General features: G+C 67.5%; 14 protein-coding genes. 10 read left to right on the top strand and 4 right to left on the bottom strand.

Annotated elements, in window-relative coordinates; genetic code table 11:
• Positions 1-167: 167 nt before the first annotated feature.
• A complete protein-coding gene (locus IT359_02475; GenBank protein ID MCC6927834.1) occupies positions 168-1,052 on the top strand; it encodes a hypothetical protein in 885 nt (294 codons plus the stop codon).
• An 83-nt stretch (positions 1,053-1,135) separates the two neighbouring features.
• On the opposite strand, the gene IT359_02470 is transcribed toward IT359_02475, so the two are convergent.
• Positions 1,136-3,637, bottom strand: a complete 2,502-nt coding sequence (locus IT359_02470; protein MCC6927833.1) for a leucine--tRNA ligase — start codon at positions 3,635-3,637, stop codon at positions 1,136-1,138.
• 57 nt (positions 3,638-3,694) lie between these two features.
• Between IT359_02470 and IT359_02465 the strand changes: the two genes are divergently transcribed.
• Positions 3,695-5,221, top strand: a complete 1,527-nt coding sequence (locus IT359_02465; GenBank protein ID MCC6927832.1) for a hypothetical protein — start codon at positions 3,695-3,697, stop codon at positions 5,219-5,221.
• Between the two features lie 4 nt (positions 5,222-5,225).
• Here IT359_02465 and IT359_02460 read toward each other — a convergent pair whose 3' ends face one another.
• Both IT359_02460 and IT359_02455 read right to left on the bottom strand, forming a co-directional pair.
• A complete protein-coding gene (locus IT359_02460) occupies positions 5,226-6,311 on the bottom strand; it encodes a N(4)-(beta-N-acetylglucosaminyl)-L-asparaginase (GenBank protein MCC6927831.1) in 1,086 nt (361 codons plus the stop codon).
• A gap of 135 nt (positions 6,312-6,446) precedes the next feature.
• On the bottom strand, positions 6,447-7,238 hold the full coding sequence (locus IT359_02455) for a sugar phosphate isomerase/epimerase (GenBank protein ID MCC6927830.1): 792 nt from the start codon (positions 7,236-7,238) through the stop codon (positions 6,447-6,449).
• A gap of 287 nt (positions 7,239-7,525) precedes the next feature.
• On the opposite strand from IT359_02455, the gene IT359_02450 reads away from it, so the two are divergent.
• The 7 genes from IT359_02450 to IT359_02420 all read left to right on the top strand — a co-directional run bounded on the left by IT359_02450 (position 7,526) and on the right by IT359_02420 (position 16,651).
• A complete protein-coding gene (locus tag IT359_02450; protein MCC6927829.1) occupies positions 7,526-9,634 on the top strand; it encodes a S9 family peptidase in 2,109 nt (702 codons plus the stop codon).
• A 369-nt stretch (positions 9,635-10,003) separates the two neighbouring features.
• Complete coding sequence (locus IT359_02445) at positions 10,004-11,683, top strand: aspartate ammonia-lyase (GenBank protein MCC6927828.1); 1,680 nt, start codon at positions 10,004-10,006, stop codon at positions 11,681-11,683.
• 13 nt (positions 11,684-11,696) lie between these two features.
• The gene (locus IT359_02440) at positions 11,697-12,074 is read left to right on the top strand and encodes a hypothetical protein (protein MCC6927827.1); all 378 of its coding nucleotides are present in this window, start codon (positions 11,697-11,699) and stop codon (positions 12,072-12,074) included.
• Between the two features lie 299 nt (positions 12,075-12,373).
• Positions 12,374-13,594 carry a cytochrome c oxidase subunit II gene (coxB, locus tag IT359_02435; protein MCC6927826.1) on the top strand — a complete coding sequence of 407 codons (1,221 nt, stop codon included), beginning with the start codon at positions 12,374-12,376 and terminating at the stop codon, positions 13,592-13,594.
• Between the two features lie 42 nt (positions 13,595-13,636).
• Positions 13,637-15,571, top strand: a complete 1,935-nt coding sequence (ctaD, locus tag IT359_02430; protein MCC6927825.1) for a cytochrome c oxidase subunit I — start codon at positions 13,637-13,639, stop codon at positions 15,569-15,571.
• 64 nt (positions 15,572-15,635) lie between these two features.
• Entirely contained in the window at positions 15,636-16,313 is a 678-nt protein-coding gene (locus tag IT359_02425) for a cytochrome c oxidase subunit 3 (GenBank protein MCC6927824.1), read from the top strand.
• A gap of 8 nt (positions 16,314-16,321) precedes the next feature.
• Entirely contained in the window at positions 16,322-16,651 is a 330-nt protein-coding gene (locus IT359_02420; protein MCC6927823.1) for a cytochrome C oxidase subunit IV family protein, read from the top strand.
• A 131-nt stretch (positions 16,652-16,782) separates the two neighbouring features.
• On the opposite strand, the gene IT359_02415 is transcribed toward IT359_02420, so the two are convergent.
• Positions 16,783-17,271 carry a hypothetical protein gene (locus tag IT359_02415; protein MCC6927822.1) on the bottom strand — a complete coding sequence of 163 codons (489 nt, stop codon included), beginning with the start codon at positions 17,269-17,271 and terminating at the stop codon, positions 16,783-16,785.
• 229 nt (positions 17,272-17,500) lie between these two features.
• Between IT359_02415 and IT359_02410 the strand changes: the two genes are divergently transcribed.
• Positions 17,501-18,778 carry a DUF5009 domain-containing protein gene (locus tag IT359_02410; GenBank protein ID MCC6927821.1) on the top strand — a complete coding sequence of 426 codons (1,278 nt, stop codon included), beginning with the start codon at positions 17,501-17,503 and terminating at the stop codon, positions 18,776-18,778.
• Positions 18,779-18,920: the final 142 nt, after the last annotated feature.

The following is an 18,920-nucleotide window of genomic DNA, read 5'->3' as shown; positions in this document are numbered from 1 at the left end:
GAGTTGGTATGGCGGGCGTCGCGGCGATTCTGCCACGCGGTTCATCCCGGCGATAGGGCGAGTGTCGCCGACGCTTGCCACACACCGTGACGGCACCCAGAATGCACGCGCCGTGACTCCTGTCCGCGTCCCGCGGAATGCGGCCCCCTCCCTCCTGGAGTACTCGCATGCAGCGACCCCTCTCGCTCGCCGTTGCGCTTATCCTGCTCGCCGCCTGTGGCGGCAGCGGACAGCGCGACCAGAACACTCCCGACAGTGCCGCCGATCGAGCGACCAGTTCGGCCGAATCTCCCGCGGCCGCACCTCCCGAGGTGACGATCGTCGCCACTGACTTCGCCTACGAGGCGCCCGACACCATTGCCGGCGGCTTGGTGTCGCTCAGGCTGGTGAACCATGGCACGACACTGCACCACGTACAGTTGGTGCGCCTCCTCGAGGGCAAGACGTACCATGACCTCACCGAGGGGCTCAAGCAGATGAAGCCGGGGAACGCGCCGCCGCCGTGGATCGAGGACGTGGTGGGCCCTAACGCACCGGAGCCGGGCGGGGAGTCGCGCCTGATTCGCGAGCTGGCGCCGGGCAGCTACGCCATCCTCTGCTTCGTCGACTTGCCGGACCGCGTACCACACCTGATGAAGGGGATGATGAAGCCACTCACCGTCACCGCGCCTCCGGCGGCGGTGGCTGCCACGCCGGCCAGCGACATCACCGTGCAGATGACCGACTACGACTGGGCGCTGTCGACGCCGCTCACGGCGGGAAAGCACGTCATTCGCCTGGAGAATCAATCGCAGCAGTCGCACGAGATGTTCATCGCCAGGCTCGACGCCGGGAGGACGAAGGAGGACTTTCTCAAGTGGGGAATGACCTACCAGGGGGCGCCGCCCGGGAAGGCCATCGGCGGCACGACGGGCCAGAAGAAGGGAGACGTGGTCTACCTCCCGGTCGAGCTCGAGCCGGGCAACTATCTCCTGGTCTGCTTCGTTCCCGATGCAAAGGATGGCAAGCCGCACCTGGCGCACGGGATGATCAAGGAGATCGCGGTGAGCTGACGGCGCGTGGTGCGTGAGCCGCCAGACGCAACGCGGGGCCGGGCATCGCTGCCCGGCCCCGCTGCGTCCCGCCTACCCGCGGCTCAGACCACGATGTTGAGCAGGCGCCCCGGCACGAAGACCACCTTCTTCGGCTCACCGGTGACGTGCCTGGCGATCCCCGGCTCGGCCAGCGCAGCCGCATAGGCCTCGCCTTGCTGGATGTCGCGCGCGACGGTGAGTGTCCCGCGCAGCTTCCCGTTGACCTGCACCGCGAGCTGGATCGAGTCCTCGCGCGCGAGGTCGGCGTCGAAGGCCGGCCATCCGCTGTCAAAGACGCTCGTCCCGTGGCCGAAGCGTTCCCACAGCTCCTCGGCCACGTGCGGCGCGAAGGGGGCAATCATCTGGATGACCGGCTCCACCTCGGCGCGGTGCGGCGTGCGCTCGCCTTTTCGCAGCGTGTTCATGTACTCCATCAGCGCCGCGATCGCCGTGTTGTATCCGAGTTTCGGGATGTCTCCCGTCACCTTGGCGATGGCCTGGTGGAGCTTGCGCACCACCATCGCGTCCGGCACGCCGTCGCTTGTCGCCAGCGTGGCCGCCAGCCACAACCGGTCGAGGAAGCGGCGCACGCCGCTGATCCCCGCGTCACGGTAGTCGCCCCCTTCCTCGTATGGCCCGAGGAACATGAGGTACGTGCGGAAGGAGTCGGCCCCCCACTCGTCGATGAGCTGGTCCGGGTTGACGACGTTCCCCTTCGTCTTCGACATCTTGGCCCCTTCACGAATGATGAGGCCGTGCGCGCGGAACCGGGTGAACGGCTCCTCGAAGTGCAGGCACCCCATGTCGTGCAGCACCATGGTGACGAAGCGCGAGTACAGCAGGTGCAACACCGCGTGTTCGTTCCCCCCGATGTACGAGTTGACGGGGAGCCACTTCCTCGTGATCGCGGCGTCGAACGGGACGTCGTCGTGTCCCACGCTCGGGTAGCGCAGGAAGTACCACGCGCTGTCGAGGAAGGTGTCGGAGACGTCGGTCTCGCGGCGTCCGCGCGCGCCGCACTGCGGGCAATCGACGTGATACCACTCCGCATGGCGCGCCAGCGGCGAAATCCCGGAATCGTCGGGGCGGAAGTCGGGGATGTCGGGCAGGATCACCGGGAGGTCGGACTCCGGTACCGGCTGCGCCCCGCACGCGTCGCAATAGATGATCGGGATCGGCGGACCCCAATAGCGCTGGCGCGAGATGCACCAGTCATGCAGGCGGTAGTTGGTCACCGCCTCCCCCATCCCGCGCCCGGCCAGCCACGTGGTGACGATCTTCTTCGCCTCCGCGACCGGCGTGCCGTCGAACTGCCCGGAGTTCACCAGGCGCCCGCCGGCATCATCGGTGTAGGCCCCCTCCAGCGGTGTCCCGGCCTCGCTGTCGGGACCGGCCACCACGCGCACGATGGGGAGCTGGAAGACGGTGGCGAACTCGAAGTCGCGCTCGTCGTGCCCGGGGACCGCCATGATGGCACCCGTCCCGTACTCCATCAGGACGTAGTCGGCAATCCAGACCGGGACCTCCTTCCCCGTCGCCGGGTTGATCGCCGAGGAGCCGGTGAAGACCCCGGTCTTCTCCTTGCTCGTCTTGCGCGAGACGATGTCCTGCTTGGCCGCGCGTTCGCGATAGGCCGCGACCTCGGCGCGCTGCGCCTCGGTTGTGAGGACGTCCACCAGCGGATGCTCCGGCGCGAGCACCATGTAGGTGGCGCCAAACACCGTGTCCGGTCGCGTCGTGAAGACCTCGATGTCGGCGGCGGCGGTCGCGCGGCCGGTGTCACCGGCACCAGCGCCGGCACCAGCGTCGGCACCAGCGCCGGCCACCGGAAAGCGCAGGCGCGCCCCCTCGCTGCGCCCGATCCAGTTGCGCTGCGCCGTCTTGGTGGTGTCGGACCAGTCGATGACGTCGAGGTTGTCGAGCAGCCGCTCGGCGTAGTCGCTGATGCGGAAGAACCACTGCTCCAGCATCCGCTGCTCCACCAGCGTCCCGCAGCGCTCGCAGTGGCCGCCCACCACCTGCTCGTTGGCCAACACCGTCTTGCAGCTGGGACACCAGTTGACGGCTGCCTTCTTCTTATAGGCCACGCCGTGCTTGTACAGCTGCAAGAAGACCCACTGCGTCCACTTGTAGTAGCCGGGGTCGGTGGTGTCGACCGACTTGTCCCAGTCGACCATCAGCCCCGCGCGCTCGAGCTGCCGGCGGAAGTTGGCGATGTTCCGCGGGATGAGACGCATGGGATGCTCACCGACCTTGAGCGCGTAGTTCTCGGAGTGGATCCCGAACGCGTCATAGCCCAGGGGCTCGAAGACCGTGTGCCCCTGCTGCCGGTGAAATCGTCCATAGATGTCGTTCCCCGTGAAGGCGAAGAGGTTGCCCACATGGAGCCCCTCGGCCGACGGGTACGGGAACATCATCAGCGCGTAGAACGGGCGCTCGCCCGTCGCAATGTCGCAGCTATTGGTCCCGCGATCGCGCCACCGCGCCTGCCACTTGGCTTCGACGGCAGCGGGATCGTAAGCGCCGGGGTCGCCGGCGGTGGCGGGTTGGTTCGGATTTGTCATGGTAACTCTATGACAGACGGCGCTTTACGCGGCTTCGTCCAGCGCAGCGGAGTTGGTGTGAGGCAATCTAGCGGGCCACAACAGGCAGACAAGCACGCCGCCGCGGGCGCCGCCGGCACTACCACCGGCACTACCACCGGCACCACCGGCGGCGCCGCGACTGGCGCCGATCACATGGCGCCGGCAGCCGCGCGCACGCCGCGCGGCGCTCCTCTGCGACGCGTCCCACTCGACCTCGCCAACGCCTCGCTCGTCGTTGGGCTCGTGGGTGGGATCATGCTGTCCATCTGCGCCTGGATGCTGCGGCGCGAGTTGGCACGCGCCGGGACGTGGACGCTGCTCGCCCTGGTGGGCGCGGTGGCCGGGGGAGCGCTGGTACTGGCCGCCCTCTTTGTCGCCTCCCTGGCCGCCCCCGCCACCGGCGAGGGGGCGCGCAGCATCGTGGACTCGCTCGACGCCGCCGCGCGCGGCGACTTCGTGAACGCCACCCCTCAACCGATGCCGGGGCTCCTGGCCCCCATCGCGCAGGGAACGCGGCAGGCGTTTTCCCACGTGCGATCGCTCCTGCTCTCGCTCCGCGAACTGGTGCGCGAGGTTGCCGCGCGGGCCGCGGACCTCGCCTCGCAGGTGAGCGCCCTTCCCGGCGCCGCGCAACGCACCTCCGAGCAGCTCTCGCTGGCCGGGCACCGGCTGGCGGCGTTAGGCGATGCGTCGCGCGCCGCGCAAGGCGAGGCGGTGCGCACGCGGGACACCGCCCAGGCGCTGGTGCGCGAGCATCGGACCACGCTGGAGCGCGGGACGCGCGCCGCCGACGGGATTCGCGACAGCGTGGACGACCTGGGCGACAGTGCCGCCCGGGTGCAGGGGGTGGCGGCCGCGATGCAGGGCTCGTTAGGCGACCTGGAGGCGTTGGCGCGCTCGGCCGAGGAGATCCGCGAGTTTGCCGCCCTCGTGCGGAAGATGGCGCGGCAGTCCAAGCTCCTCGCGCTCAACGCGGCCATGGAGGCGGCGCGCGCCGGCGAACAGGGGAGCGGCTTTGCGGTCGTGGCCGGCGAGGTACGACGGCTGGCCAGGAGTTCGACCGAGGCCGCCGAGCGCACGGATGCACTGGTGAACGACGTGCTGGCCCGCGCCGACCGCTCGCGCCTTGGCGCGCTGGAAGGGAGCAACGTCCTGGAGTCGACGCACCAGCGCCTGTCGCGCGTCGCGCTCACGCTGCGCGAACACGAACGCGCCTGGCACGCCGCCCCGGCCTCGGCCGACGACGACGCGCTCCTCGCCGCGCCGCTCGCCGATGCGCTGGCGTCGCGCCTCGATCAGGTGCTGGAGGAGACGACAGCGTTAGGCACGCTGGTGCGCGAGGCGCAGTTGTCAGCCGGGGCGCAGCTGGCGCGCACGCAGGACGTGGCCGCGCTCGCGGGGACGCTCGTGCGCGTGGCGCAGAAGGCAGCGGCCGCCGCCGCTACGCCGCGCCTCGACGCACCGTCGCTCGCCGCCGCCGATGGCTCCGCCCCCGATGCCGCCGCCGCCCCGCCGCCGCGCGAGCCGGCGGCGCCACGCCCGGAACTGCTTCCCGGCACCTGACGCGTCAGGCGTCGTCAGGCACCGCCTTGGGGCGCTCGCTCGACTTGTAGAGGTACGCGCAAGTCTCCAGTCGCGCCCCCTTGTCGTCGCACACGGCAAACGTGCTCCCCTCGTACGCCGACACACCCGCGTAGCGCCCATCCTTCGTGACCGCGTAGAAGTTGAGGTCGAAGTACGGACGTCCGCGCTCGTCGAGGAGGCGACGCTCGGTCATGGCCACCACGCGCTCGCACACCTTGAGCAACGCCGCCTCGGGCGACATGCCGTTGCGCATGAACTCTACGGCGAGAAAGGCGCCGCACACCTTGATGTTCGCCTCGCCGCGCCCCGTGGAGCCGGCTGCTCCCACGGTGTTGTCGCAGTACTGCCCCGCCCCGATGATCGGCGAGTCGCCCACGCGCCCGGGAACCTTGTAGGCCATCCCGCTCGTCGTCGTCACCGAGGAAATGTCGCCCGCGGCGCTCACCGCGTTCATGTTGATGGTGCCGTGCGTGTACTTGATGCGGATGTCGTCGTCGTGATCGAGCCAGAAGTCGCGCTTGTTGAGCCGCGACTTCCACCGCAGCCAGTCCTGCCGGCTCTTCTCCGTGAGCAGATTCTGCGTCCGGAACCCCATGTTGACCGCGAAGCGACGCGCATCCTGCCCCGCCAGCATGATGTGGTCGGTGTAGTCCATCACCGCCTTGGCCACCAGCGATGGCGTGGCGATGTCCTCGAGGCAGGCCACCGAGCCGGCGCGCCGCGTGGGGCCGTGCATGCACGACGCATCGAGCTGCACCACCCCTTCTTCGTTAGGCAGCCCGCCCAACCCCACCGACTGGTCCTCGGGATCGAGCTCCTGGATGTTCACCCCGGCGATGATCGCATCGAGCGTGTCGGTCCCGCCCACGATCTGGTCGTACGCCACTTTCACCCCGCGCAACCCGTTGGCCGAGGAGACGACGATGGGGAGGGCGGACGGGAGACGGGAAAGCTCGCCCCAGCGAACGCTGGGGGAAGACGGGAGTGCGTCGCTGTGCGACGCAGGGATGGCGAGGGCGGCGGCGGTGGTCGCCGTGGTGGCGAGGAAGTCGCGGCGCGAGATGCTCATGAGGGCGGCGGGGGCGAAGGGGTCGGCGGAGAATGTATCCTCGCCCTACGCCAGCGACGAGCGCCCGCGCGCGACGAGCGCCCGCATGCGACGGCCGCCCCAGTTTCGCCGGCGGAGGCTTCTCCTCTTCCGCGGTCAGAACTCCAGTCGCGACAGGTAGTCGAAGTCGGCCTTTGCACTGGCCATCGAGTCCTTCGCTCCCTCCTGCTCCACGAAGAAGGACTTCTGGTCGATGTCGGGAATGGAGGCGAGCAGGCGCTTGAGATCGACGATTCCCTTCCCCAGCTCGGTGTCGCGTGAGCGGTCGGGGACCACATCCTTGAGGTGGAATGACCAGCAGCGGTCGCCGTACTTCGCCAGGAAGGCGAGCGGGTCGCCACCCCCCATCGTCATGTTCCCCACGTCGAGCTGCAGGCGCACATAACGCGGATCGATACGCTCGGCGAAGACCTCGAACGGGACGCGACCGTCGAGCTGGCGCTGGTGACCGGGTTCGTTGTGCATCGCCACCCAGATTCCCGCCGCGCGCGCCACCTGGCCGGCGCGGTTGAAACGGTCGGCCCACTCCTTCCAGTCGTCCAGCGAACGCTCGGTATCGACGGTGAAGCTCGGGCAGATGATGTACTCCTGCCCCAGATAGCGCGCGATCTCGAGCGAGCGCTCCCACCCCACGAGGATCGCGGCGGGGGACACATGGGCCGAGCGGGCGCGAAGTCCGGTGCGCGTCAGGGCGTCGCGCACCTGCTGCGTGGTGCGTCCAAAGTTCCCGAAGCTCCACAGCAACTCGACCTCGGTGTAGCCCATGGCGGCGACCGCTGCGAGCGTCGCGTCCGGGTCGCGCCGCATCGCGTCGCGCACCGAGTAGAGCTCGAGCCCGATGCGCGTGAGTCGCCGAGTAGCGGGTGACGTGGTCGTCGTGGCACCCATCGCGCCGGTTGCGCCCATTGTGCTCGCTGCGCTCGCTGCGCTCTCTGCGCCTGGGGCGAGCTGGAAGGCCCGGGCACCGCCCGTCACCCCGACGGCGGCCGCGGCGCATCGCCCTACGAAGTCGCGTCTATCCATCTGTCGTCAGTCCCGATTCGTTCGTGGCGGAGCGCGCGCCGGCGCCTGGCATAGCACTCTCGCCGCGGCGCGCGTAGTCTCTCGGTCTCCGCTCGCCTCATGCGAGCATGGGCCCGTTGCCCAGACCGTACCACCTTCCTCCCGAGGCCGCAATGCGAATCCTGCGTGCGAGTCGCTCCGCCCGGCGCCTGACGAGCGCTGTCGGGCTGCTCGTCGGCATCATCGCCGCCACGTCGCCGGCGATGGCCCAGCAACGTCCCATGACGCTCGACGACGTGCTCGACCTGCGCAGCGTCGGGAGCGTGCAGCTCTCCCCGGACGGCTCACGTATCGTCTACACGGTGAGCGCGTGGGAGCACCCGGCCGCGCGCGACACCAGCAAGGGCGACCGGCACGACATGCGCTCGCACCTCTGGATGGTGTCGCGCAGCGGTGGCGACCAGCGGCAACTCACCTTTGGGGAGCGCGGCGAGTCGGCACCGCAGTGGTCACCCGACGGCAAGCTGATCGCCTTTGTTGCCGCGCGCGGCACGGCCACCGGCGAGGACGGCCCGCGACCGCAGCTGTGGCTCCTCCCTGCAGCTGGCGGTGAAGCGTGGCAACTCACCAGCGCCCGCGATGGCGTGAGCGGCTATGCCTGGTCGCCCGACGGCTCGCGCATCGCCTACCTCACCACCGACTCGCTCTCGCGCGAGGCCGAGGCCAAGGTGCGCCGCCGCGACGACCCCAAGCCGTTCGAGCAGGACTTCCGCCTGCGGCACGCCTGGGTCATCGACATCGCGTCGAAGAAGGCGAGCAAGATCACGGGGGGCGACTTCACGGTGCAGGGAACGCTCAACTGGTCGCCCGACGGGACGCGCCTCGCGATCCTCACCTCGCCCACGCCGATGATTCGCGACGAGCGTCGCGAGGCGTATATCCTGAACGTCTCGACTAAAGAGAAGGAGCGCGTCAATCCGCCGGCCGGGATGAGCATACAGGGGACGCCCGAGTGGTCGCCCGACGGGAAGACGCTCGCCTATGGTGCGCTCACCGTGCAATGGAAGGGGAACGGCGACGGGATCGCCCCGCGCTCGCTCACCAACACGGTCCTCATGCTGCACGACGTTGCCACCGGAAGCGCGAAGAACGCCTTCGGGACGGCGCTCGACAACTCGGTGGGCGGGGAGCTGCACTGGAGCCCGGATGGGCGCACGATAAACTTCGGCGTGCAGGACCGCGTGTACTCCTCGGTCTATGCCTACGACGTGGCGTCCGGTCGCATCACCGCGCTCACGAAGGAGTCGATGGTGCGCGGCGCATCGTTCTCGAACGATGGGCGCACCGTCGCCTTCGCGATGGAATCGCCCCGCGCCCCGGCCGAGGTGTACGCGGCCGATGCCTCGTTCAGCTCACCCACGCGCCTAACGAATACCAACCCGCAGCTCGCCAACATCACCATGGGCGAGACGGAGGTCGTCACGTGGAAGAGCAGCGACGGCTGGAACGTCGAGGGGATCCTTCTCAAGCCCGTCGGCTTCCAGCCGGGGCAGAAGGTCCCGCTCCTCGTGAGCGTGCACGGCGGCCCCACCGGGGCGCACACCAACGGCTTCAAGGCCAACTGGGGGAACCCGGGGCAGTACTGGGCCGGCAAGGGATGGGCGGTGCTCTATCCCAACCCGCGCGGGTCCACCGGCTACGGCGAGAAGTTCATGCGCGGCAACATCAAGGACTGGGGGGGCGGCGACTACCGCGACATCATGACCGGTGTCGATGAACTCGTCAGGCGCGGCATCGCCGACTCGTCCAAGCTCGCCGTGAGCGGGTGGAGCTACGGCGGCTACATGACCGGCTGGGTCGTTTCGCAGACCGGGCGCTTCAAGGCGGCGATGATGGGGGCCGGGCTCGTCAACATGGAGAGCATGTACGGCACCACCGACATCCCCGGCTACATCGGCACCTTCTACGACGGGATGCCGCAGCTCGACGGGTCGCTCGACAACAAGTCGCTGCGCTTCTTCCGCTCGCGCTCGGCCATCCAATACTCCGACAAGGTGACCACGCCGCTCCTCATGCTCCACGGCAGCGCCGACGAGCGCGTCCCCATCGGGCAGCCCATGGAGTACTTCCGCAACCTCAAGGACCGCGGGAAGACCGTCGAACTCGTCTTCTACCCGCGCGAGGGGCACGGCTTCCAGGAGTACTATCACCAGGCCGACAAGATGAAGCGCGAATTCGAATGGATCGCGCGCCACACGTTGCAGCCGAAGGTCCTGCAGTAAGAGAGGCACGGTCCGGGAGGGGCGCCGCGCACCGATGGGTAGACGGATGCGCGCGCCCCGCCTAGTTCTCTACGCATCCCGTCGCACCGCACTTGCGCCGCGCCCGGATCCCATCGTCGGTGCATCGGTGACGCACGCACGGCGCACGCACCGGCGGTGCACCGAGAGCGCCTTCCATTCCAGACGACCATGCAGATCTCCCGCATTCGCGAACAGCTGCGCGCCCTTCCCTACCTCGAAGGGCTGACCGATACCGCCCTCCACCAACTCGCCCAGCAGGTCACGCTGGAGGAGTTCGCCCCCGACGCCCCGATCTTCTCCGAGGGAGAGTCGAGAGCGCGCATGGCGTTCCTCATCTCCGGGAGCGTGATGATCGAGAAGACGCTCCATGGCAGGCCCACGCGCCTTGCCACGCTGGGCGCCGGGGAGGCGGTGGGCGAAGGGATCCTGCTCGACGAGTCGCCGCACGGGACGTCGGCCAAGTCCATCGAGCAGACGACCGCCTTTGTCCTCACCAAGGCGTCGATCCAGACGATCGTGAAGGACAACCCCACGCTCTACGCCGCCCTCGTGGCGCGCGCCGCGCGCGCCATCTCGCAGCGCCTGGCGGCCACCGACGCCACCATGGTCGGGCGCGGGCGGCGGCTTGGCTTCTCCGGGGCGGCGACGCGCACGGAGAAGGACCTGCTGGGCTCGCGCGAGATTCCCTACGACGCGCTGTACGGCGTCCAGACGCTGCGGGCGATGGAGAACTTCCCCATCACCGGCGTCGTGATCCGCGAGTTCCCCGCCCTCCTCGCCGCCCTGGCCGCGGTGAAGGAGGCGGCCGCCAAGGCCAACACCGAGCTCGGACTCCTGGACCAGGAACGCTGCGACGTCATTGTCCGCGCGGCAACCGAAGTGCGGCAGGGGCGGCACCACGAGCACTTCCTCGTCGACGTGATCCAGGGCGGTGCCGGGACCTCGACCAACATGAACGCGAACGAGGTCATCGCCAACCGCGCGCTCGAACTCCTCGGCGCCAAGCGCGGCGACTACGATCGCCTGCACCCCAACTCGCACGTCAACCTCTCCCAGTCCACCAACGACGTGTATCCCACCGCCGTGCGGCTGGCGCTGCATGGCGAGATCGAGAAGCTGCGCGTCGCCATGCGCGAGCTGGCACTGGCATTCAAGGCCAAGGGCGCGGAGTTCGCCCCGTTGCTCAAGATGGGGCGCACGCAGCTGCAAGACGCCGTCCCCATGACGCTGGGACAGGAGTTCACCGCCTTTGGCCATACCCTGCTCGAGGACGTGGACCGGCTGGGCGAGTCGCTCTCCCTCATCCGCGAGATCAGCATGGGGGCGACGGCGATCGGGACCGGGATCACCGCCCCCGCCGGCTACACCGAGTCGGTGCGCAAGCACCTCTCCGACGTGACCGGGCTGGAGCTGATCACCGCGCCCGACCTCGTCGAGGCCACGTCCGACACCGGAGCCTTTGTGCAGCTGTCCGGGGTGCTCAAGCGCTGCGCCGCCAAGCTCTCCAAGATCTGCAACGACCTGCGCCTCCTGTCGTCGGGGCCGCGCACCGGCTTTGGCGAGATCAACCTTCCGCCCATGCAGCCCGGCTCGTCGATCATGCCGGGCAAGGTGAACCCGGTCATTCCCGAAGTGGTGAACCAGGTCTGCTTCGAGATCATCGGCGGCGACGTGACGGTGACGATGGCCGCGGAAGCGGGGCAGATGCAGCTCAACGCCTTCGAGCCCGTGATTGCGTACCGCCTGCTGCGCGGCATCGACTCGCTGCGCAATGCCTGCGACGTGCTGCGCACGCGATGCGTGCAGGGGATCACGGCCAATCCCGACCGGTTGAAGCGATTCGTGGAGGAGTCGATCGGGATCGTGACGGCGCTGGTCCCGGTGCTTGGATATGCAGTGTCCACCGAGATCGCGAAGGAAGCGCTGGAGAGCGGGCGCGGCGTCTATGACATCGTGCAGGCACGCGGGCTCATGACGCGCGAGCGGCTCGACGAGGTCCTCAACCCGGCCTCGATGATCGGTCGGTAGGGAGGAGCGTGGGGTGGCATCGCAACTGGATGGACCCGGGCAGATCAAGATGCAGACGCTCGACGAGGGGATGCAGCAGCTCCAGCGGCTGCACGCCCTCGTGGAGCGCTACGCCATGGCGGTCAAGACGCAGGGCGACACCGGGCAGTTCCGCCAGCAGTTGACGCGGACCGGCACGCCGATGGTCGGGCTGTTGAAGCCGCAATTCGGCATCATCGCCGACGTGGTGACCGGCGTGCTGCTGATCGCGTCGCGCGGCGGGAGCGACCAGATGAAGGTGCGGGCGCTTCGCGAGGGGGTAGCACAGCTTCGTGCGCAGCTGGAGATCGCGGTGACCAAGGTGAAGGAGAAGCACGCGATCGTCGAGGAGCCGAAGTCGCCGGGGCAGTAGCCGGCCGGGTCGGCTGGGAGGGTCGGCGCTGGGTGTGTTGGCGTTGTGTCCGCGCGGAGTCGGCGGATCGGGGCGCGCATTCGGACCAATGAGTCGTAAGGGAAAATGCCCTAACTCGTTGTGGGGCAAAGCCTCGCAAGGGTGTGAGAGTTCTTGCGACGTCTTTGTAAGGCCGGTAGTTTGTCCGGATTCCACGACCCACCCAGGCGGGTAGGGTTCGCGTCAATCGCCCCACATACCCAGTCCGAATGATCCGGAATCTCCGATCGCGTCGGGGGGCCGCGGTGATGTTGGCCGCAGTGACCCTTTTGGTGTTGGCCGCGTGCTCCGGCGGCAACTATCCAAACTCGACGTTCCTCCCCACGACGGAAAACAACCGCGAGGTCACCGCGCTCTGGAACAGGATGATGTTCTGGGGCACGGCCGTCTTCGTGATCGTGGAAACGATCCTCATCTTCACGATCATCAAGTACCGTCGCCGAGCGGGTGGTCCCGAGCCGCGTCACGTGCACGGCAACACGCTGATGGAGATCACGTGGACGCTTGCACCTGCGCTGATCCTGGTCCTGATCGCCGTGCCCACGGTGCGCACGATCTTCAAGACGCAGGCGGCCGCGCCGGAGAATTCGTTGCAGGTCGAGGTGATCGGACACCAGTGGTGGTGGGAGTTCCGGTACCCGGAGTACGGCATCACGACGGCGAACGAGCTGTATCTCCCGCACGGGCGTCCGGTGAACTTCGCGTTGCGCACGGTGGACGTGCTGCACTCGTTCTGGATCCCGGCGCTGGCCGGCAAGCGCGACCTGATCTCGAACAAGACGAATTACCTGTGGTTCACGCCGGATTCCACGGGTGAGGCGGCGTTCAACGGGAGCTGCAACGAGTACTGCGGTTCGTCGCACGCCAACATGAAGTTCCGGGTGTTCACGGTGGCGGCGGCCGACTTCGAGACGTGGGCAAAGCACAACGCGGCCAACGCGGTCTTCCCGCCGCCGGCGGCACCGGCCGACAGCGCGGCGCCGCTGGTGCGCCAGGCGAGCAACGTGACGGCGCCGGCCGCCGCCCAGCCCGCCCCGCCGGCAGCCGCAACGACGCCCTGGCAGTTCCCGAAGGAGAAGATCCCGGCGCACACGATGCCGCAGACGCCGCTCCCCGCCGGGCTCTCGATTCCCGACGCGGTGATTGCGGCTGGCGACGCGCAGCGCGGCTTCCAGACCTACTCGCGCTCGGCCTGCATCGGGTGCCACAAGATCCGCGGCAACCCCAGCTCGCTCGGCATCGTGGGGCCCGACCTCACGCACGTCGGGTCGCGCTACACCATCGCCGCCGGGCTCTTCCCGAACGACGCCAAGCACCTCGCGCACTGGCTCAAGAACGCCCGCAAGATGAAGCCCGGCTCGTTGATGCAGACGTTAGGCAAGGGCGAGCACGACCCCATCATGAACATGACGGTGCAAGCCGGCGGCCTGACCGATGAACAGATCGCCGACATCACCGCGTATCTCCTGAGCCTCAAGTAGCCGCCCTCCCGTCTCCCGTCCCCCGTCTCCCGTCTGATCTCAATGGCTACTGTCGCTGCAAGCCCGACCTATGCTGCCAGTGCGACGCCGTCGCGCTCGAAGCTGATGAGTTGGCTCACGACCACCGACCACAAGGTGATCGGGACGCTGTACCTGCACTCGTCCCTGTTCTTCTTCGTGCTCGGCGGGCTCGAGGCCATCTTGATGCGCTGGCAGCTCATGCGCCCCAACGGCACCGTGCTCACCGCCGAACAGTTCAACCAGCTGTTCACGATGCACGGCACGACGATGGTGTTCCTCGCCGTCATGCCGCTGTCCGCCGCCTTCTTCAACTACCTCATCCCGCTGCAGATCGGGGCGCGCGACGTCGCCTTCCCGCGACTCAACGCCTTCAGCTACTGGATCTTCCTGCTGGGCGGCATCTTCATCACGCTTCCCATCTTCTTCTGGGTTGCCCCTGACGGCGGCTGGTTCGGCTATGCGCCGCTCTCGGGACGCACCTACTCCCCGGGCCCGAACATGGACTTCTGGGTGCTCGGCATCCAGATCCTCGGCATCTCGTCGCTCGCGGCGTCGTTCAACTTCGCCACCACCGTCATCAACATGCGCGCCCCGGGGATGAACCTGATGCGCATGCCGATGTTCACGTGGATGTCGTTCGTGACGCAGTTCCTGATCATCCTGTCGTTCCCCGTCGTCACGATCGCGCTCGTCTTCCTCCAGTTCGATCGCTTCTTCGGCACCACGTTCTACTCGATGAGCGCCGGCGCCGATCCGCTCCTCTGGCAGCACCTCTTCTGGATCTTCGGTCACCCCGAGGTCTACATCCTCATCCTCCCGGCCTTCGGCCTGGTGAGCGAGGTCCTCCCGACGAACTCGAAAAAGCCGCTGTTCGGCTATCCCGTGATGGCCTACTCCGGGATCCTCATCGGCTTCCTCGGCTTTGGCGTCTGGGCGCATCACATGTTCTCCGTGGGCATGGGCCCCATCGCCGACACGGTCTTCGGCCTGACCACGATGCTCATCGCCATCCCGACCGGGGTGAAGATCTTCAACTGGATCTTCACCATGTGGGGCGGATCGGTGCGATTCACCGCGGCGATGAAGTTCGCCATCGGCCTCATCGCCATGTTCACCATCGGCGGCATTTCGGGCATTACCCATGCCTCACCGCCGTCGGACCTGCAGCAGACCGACACGTACTACATCGTCGCCCACTTCCATTACGTGCTCTTCGGTGGGGCGATCATGGGGATCTTCGCGGGGATCTACCACTACTTCCCCAAGATGTACGGCCGGAAGATGGATGAGGGGCTGGGCACCCTGCACTTCTGGCTCAACCTCATCGCGATGAACCTCACCTTCTTCCCCATGCACTTCTCGGGGATGCTCGGCATGCCGCGACGCATCTACACGTACGATGCCGGCCAGGGGTGGGAAACGTTCAACATGATCTCGAGCATCGGCGCCTTCCTCCTCGCGCCGGCCACCCTCGTCTTCATCTACAACTTCTTCAAGTCGAAGAAGTCGGGCGAACCGTGCGGCGCCAACCCGTGGGATGCCGCCACGCTGGAATGGTCCATCCCGTCCCCGCCGCCCGAGTACAACTTCGCCAAGCTGCCGATGGTCACCTCGCGCTACCCGATGTGGGACCTCACCCACCCGGAGCGCACCTCGCAACTCCCCCACTCCAGGACCGGATGGGACGAGGCGAGCAAGCAGACCGGCGAGCACGACATGTCGCCCATGCACATCGAGACGGAACGGTACACGGCACGGGAACTCGGCATCCCCATGCCCTCCTCCACGATCAAGCCGTTCTTCGTGGCGTTAGGCATCGTCCTCATGTTCTGCGGGCTGCTCTTCCTCCCCAAGCACATGATGGTCCCCGCCTTCGTCCTCATGCTCGGCGGCGCCGCCATGTGGATCGGCTTCCTCTACGCCTGGCTCACCACCCCGCTGGAAGACCACCACTAGCCCTCAAGGACGGGCGTGACCTTCACGCCCGTCCCCCGTCCCCCGTCTCCCGTCTCTTCATCGCATGTCCGCTCACGCTGAAGCAGCGCACGGCCACCACTACACGACCACCGGCCTCGACAACCGGAAAATCGCCATCTGGGCGTTCATCGGGTCGGAGTGCATGCTGTTTGCCTCGCTCATCTCGACCTACCTGATCTACAAGGGGAAGTCGCTCGTCGGCCCCTTCCCCCACACGCCGTGGACCGACCCGTCGTCGGGCAAGGTCTATCCCGCGATCCTCAACATCCCCATCACGTCGGCGTCGACCTTCGTCCTCCTCATGTCGTCGCTGGCGATGGTGCTGGCGCTCTCCGCCGTCGAGAACAAGGGGAAGCCGCTCCCGCCCAACGCCGCGTTCGGCGACAAGCTCCTGGCCTCGTCCAAGCTGTGGCTGTGGATGACGTGCCTCCTCGGCGCCACCTTCCTCGGCTTCCAGGCCTACGAGTTCACGTCGTTCGTCCATGAGGGGCTCACCATTCGCCGCAACCTCTTCGGCTCCTCGTTCTTCACGCTCACCGGCTTCCACGGGGCACACGTCACCGCCGGCGTCATCTGGCTGGGAACGCTCCTCGCCATCGACTACAAGCGCGGATTGCAGCCGTCGGATGCCCTCAACGTCGACATCGCCGCGCTCTACTGGCACTTCGTCGACGTCGTCTGGATCGCGATCTTCACGCTCCTCTACCTCATTCCGGACTGAGCCCCCTCATGTCGCACGAGACCGCACACGCCGAGCATTACCATCCGTCGTGGAAGGAGTACAAGTGGGTCGCCCTCGTCCTGACGCTCATCACGGTCGTCGAGGTCTGGGCGTACTACATCCCCGAGCTCGTCGCCTCCAAGGTGTTCATCCCGGGACTCCTCGTCATGTCGGCGGTGAAGTTCGCGATCGTCGTGATGTTCTACATGCACCTCAAGTATGACCACAAGCTCTTCCGCGCCCTGTTCACCGGGCCGCTCGTGGTCGCAATCCTCACGATCCTCGGACTGCTCCTCCTCTTCTCCAAGCTCGCCATTCGCGTCGCGGGCGGCGGCTGAGCGGCACTGGCGGCGAAGGACCCCGAACGACGAAAGCGGGCGTCTCCGGATGGAGGCGCCCGCTTTCGTCGTTCTGCACCTGACGGCCGTGCAACCGCGCCGGCATGGCGCCCGCGCCCGACGGCGCTCGATCAGATGCCGCCGATGGACATGCCGACGCGGCGCATCACGTGGCGATGCCGGCGAATGAGGTACCCCCCCATCGCGACCGACGCCACGAGGTTGGCGGCCCCGATCTGGTACCAGGCAATCTGGCGCAGCGCCGACGATTCCTCGACCATCACGGTGAGGCCCAGCGAGACGGTCTCGAGGGCGACGAAGAGAATAACGAACCCGGCGAGGATTCCCGGCTCCCGGTGCGCCGCGCTGAATATGGCGGCAAAGACGATCCCGACCCCGATGAACGCCAGGTAGTGGAAGATCGTGTACATCAGGATGGTCGCCGGAATCGACGCCGGCGTCGTCACACCAAAGAACCCTTGCAGGACGGAGCCGAGCGCGTACGGCGTGAAGAACGGGTGCCCCGCCAGGAAGTCGACCACCGTGAACCACGCCACCACTGCGGTGGCGCCAATGAGGCCGACCATCGTCCCTTCGCTGCGAATGCTTCCCTGCTCCATGTGCATACCTCCGAGGGGTCGATGAGGTGACATGTGCGTCCGGCGAGGGCGCAGGACACTGATCGGCGACCGACCTTCGCACCCTCTTTCCGCCGAACGCCTTCTTCAGGGTAGCCGCCGGCACCCGCTTATGCGATAGTACCGGAGAGGGATACGGATGATTCCCACGGCCCAGCCGGCTTGCGCGACGCACGGCCTGTCACCGACCCCCCTCCCTGCCTGACGAGCGATGACCGCGACGATCCCACCTACAGCAGGAACGCCGGAGAGCGAGGGGCACCGCTCGCCGAGTGATGCGGCGGCGACGCGAGCCACGAGCGCGCCGGCCAACGCCTCGCCCCTGGCGACCGAGGGCGCGCGCCGCGATACGGCGCCCCCGCGCGAGCGCCTCCTCTCCCTCGACGTCTTTCGCGGGATGACCGTCGCCGGGATGCTCCTGGTGAACAACCCGGGGACGTGGAGCGCCATCTATCCGCCGTTGGAGCATGCGGCATGGAACGGTTGGACACCAACCGACCTCATCTTCCCGTTCTTCCTCTTCATCGTCGGGATCACGACGCACCTGTCGCTGGAGGCGCGGCGGGCGCGAGGCGACGATGAGGACGCGATCGTGCGGCAGGTGGTCAAGCGCGGCCTCCTGATCGTGCTCTTTGGACTCCTGCTGGCGGCGTTTCCCTTTTTCCCGGTGACGCGTGTCACGGGCATGCGCTTCCCCGGTGTGCTGCAACGCATCGGCGTGGCCTATCTGTGCGGTGCGCTGCTCACGCGGCGGGCTTCACTCACTCAGCAGGTGGCCCTGGTGGCCGCGCTCCTGTTCGGCTACTGGTTCGCGATGACGCTGATCCCGGTCCCCGGTCGCGGGATGGGGGCGCTCCTCCTCGACGATCCCTCGGCATCGCTCGCAGCGTACGTCGATCGCGCCGTCTTCGGATCCCACCTGTGGCGCTCGTCGAGGACATGGGACCCGGAAGGGTTGTTGTCGACCATCCCCGCGATCGGGACGGTGATCCTTGGCGTCATCACCGGGCGCTGGATCGGATCTGGGCGTCCGATCCTCGAGCGGCTCGTCGCGATGCTGGCGGTCGGATCGTTATGCATGGTGCTGGGGCTCATGTGGCACTGGTCGTTCCCGATCAACAAGAGCCTGTGGACCTCGTCGTACGTCCTGTTCACCGCCGGGATGGGCGCCGTGGCCCTCGCCACGTGCATCTGGGTGATCGACGTGTTAGGCATAACGCGATGGACGCGCCCCTTCACCTGGTACGGAATGAATCCCATGATTGCATTCGTGGGTTCGGGAATGATGGCACGCCTGATATATTCCGTGATCACCGTCCCGCATAACGGTGAGCGAGCTCCAATCCAGAAGGTGATCTTCGAGACAGCGTACGCCCCGTGGTTCGAGGACCCGCGCAACGCATCGTTGCTGTTCGCGGTCACCTTCGTCCTCCTCTGGGCCGCGCTTCTGGGGCTGCTCCACCGCAAGCGGATTTTCTTCAAGGTCTGACGGGCTTCGCAGCGGCAGCGTTCGTGGCGCATCCGGGGCGAGGCAGGAGGAGGTCGACTCGAGATGCCAAAGCGCTCCCTGGCACGACTTGCCGTGTTCGCCCGCCGCATGCCCAGCGCGCGCAGTGCCGGCCACCCAACGG

Source organism: Gemmatimonadaceae bacterium (genome assembly GCA_020852815.1).
Taxonomy (GTDB): domain Bacteria; phylum Gemmatimonadota; class Gemmatimonadetes; order Gemmatimonadales; family Gemmatimonadaceae; genus SCN-70-22.
Note: the sequence above shows the minus strand (reverse complement) of the source record. Positions and strands in the feature narration are given on the sequence as shown.